General features: G+C 66.4%; 3 protein-coding genes and 1 pseudogene. All 4 read right to left on the bottom strand.

Features of this window, described 5'->3' with window-relative positions:
• Nucleotides 1-167: pseudogene (locus DBR34_RS23600) on the bottom strand (alpha/beta hydrolase); the annotation flags it as partial.
• Between the two features lie 126 nt (nucleotides 168-293).
• Nucleotides 294-818: a GNAT family N-acetyltransferase gene (locus DBR34_RS16845; protein WP_128097647.1), complete on the bottom strand. Its 525-nt coding sequence runs from the start codon at nucleotides 816-818 to the stop codon at nucleotides 294-296.
• Between the two features lie 20 nt (nucleotides 819-838).
• Nucleotides 839-1,180, bottom strand: coding sequence for a DNA primase (locus DBR34_RS16850; protein WP_128097648.1), 342 nt, complete (start codon nucleotides 1,178-1,180; stop codon nucleotides 839-841).
• A 61-nt stretch (nucleotides 1,181-1,241) separates the two neighbouring features.
• On the bottom strand, nucleotides 1,242-1,662 hold a 421-nt coding region (locus DBR34_RS23605; RefSeq protein WP_308812560.1), incomplete at its 5' end, for an amino acid--tRNA ligase-related protein.

Consider the following 1,662-nt stretch of genomic DNA (forward strand, 5'->3'; position numbering starts at 1 on the left):
TTGAGCCGTTCCAGGAGTTGCGGCACGGCCACCTCGGGCCCGCCGAAGACGCTGGAATAGCCGAAGGTATCCACGTTGAAGCCACGCGCGCGCAGCCGCCAGGCCAGTGGGCCCACCCACGCGCGGGCATTCCAGATGCCGTGAAGCAGTAAAACAGGGGGATTCATGCACTCAGCCTAGCCGGTTGGCTTGGGACCTGCGGGAAGAAACACGGCCATTAGACGAATAGACCGTGCAACGGCGGGTGAAGCCGTTGCGGTCCATTGCGATGGAGAAGGAAACAGGCCGGGCGCTCAGCGCGCCGGGCCGGCCGGTCGGCGCAGGATGAACTCCAGGTCGCGCACGTTGCCGACCGGGAATTCATAGGTACCGACCTTGGTGAAGCCGTATCGGGCATAAAACCGCTGCGCGCCGAAGTTTTCCGACCACACGCCCAGCCACAGCGTGCGCGGGCCGTCGCGTTCGAGCCAGTCCAGTGCCGTTTCCAGCAACCGGCTGCCCCAGCCGCAGCTCTGTTCGTCCTTGATCAGGTACAGGCGCTTGAGTTCGCGATCGCCCGGCTGCACGTCCGGGTGCGGCAGGCCGCAGGGGCCGGCTGCGGCATGGCCGACGGCCACGCCGTCCCGTTCCAGCAGCCATACCGCGTAATCCGGGTGGGCCAGGATGATGTGCTGGCGGTCGACCGCGTAGGCTTCGTCCAGGAAATCCTGCAGGTCCTGCGCAGGATAGAGGTGGCCGAAGGTTTCCACGAAGGTACGCGTGGCCAGCACCGACAGGGTCGGTGCGTCGTCAACGGTGGCACGGCGGATGGCGTACATGGCGGGCGTCCGGGCAGGCCTCAGGCCTGCGCTCCGTGGGGGGCGTCTTCTTCCTCGTCGCCCTCCTCTTCGTCCTCGTCCTCGTACTCTTCCTCGTCGTCTTCGCCTTCTTCCTCTTCCTCGTCCTCGTCTTCTTCCTCGTCGAGGTCGTCTTCGTCTTCTTCGTAGTCTTCCACGCCGAAGTCCTCGCCATCCCAGCGCCCTTCGCCGTCCTGCACGAAGGTCAGCGCCATGGCGGCGGGGTTGGTGCCCACGCGCACCAGCCAGCCACCGAACACGCGGGCGCGTTCGGTGACCAGGGTGGCGTCGGCGCCTTCATTGCCCAGCTTTTCCCATTCCAACGAAAACGCGAATTCGCTCATTGCAGGATCTCCGGGGTTTGGTGAGGCTTGCCGGGCAGAGCCCGGCACTACGTCAGTGGGGTCAGGCCTTGCGCGGGCGAACCTGGATGTGCACTTCGGCCAGCTGCTCGTCCGGGATCGGCGACGGGGCGCCGGTCATCAGGCACTGCGCGCCGGTGGTCTTCGGGAACGGAATGACGTCGCGGATCGACTCGGTGCCGGCCATCAGCGCGGCGATGCGGTCGATGCCGAAGGCAATGCCACCGTGCGGCGGAGCGCCGAAACGCAGGGCGTCGAGCAGGAAGCCGAACTTGGCCTCGGCCTCTTCGGCACCGATGCCCAGCAGCTCGAACACCGTGCTCTGCATGTCCGAGCGATGGATACGGATCGAACCGCCGCCGATCTCGTTGCCGTTGAGCACCATGTCATAGCCGCGCGACACGGCGGTTTTGGCGTTGGCGCGCAGGTCGGCGATGTCGTCCACCGCCGGGGCGGTGAAGGGG

It is taken from the genome of Stenotrophomonas sp. HMWF003, from assembly GCF_003061285.1.
GTDB lineage: Bacteria > Pseudomonadota > Gammaproteobacteria > Xanthomonadales > Xanthomonadaceae > Stenotrophomonas > Stenotrophomonas maltophilia_AP.

Coding starts and splice junctions, on each gene's coding strand:
- DBR34_RS16845 (WP_128097647.1), bottom strand. CDS start 818: ATGTACGCCATCCGCCGTGCCACCGTTGACGACGCACCGACCCTGTCG.
- DBR34_RS16850 (WP_128097648.1), bottom strand. CDS start 1,180: ATGAGCGAATTCGCGTTTTCGTTGGAATGGGAAAAGCTGGGCAATGAA.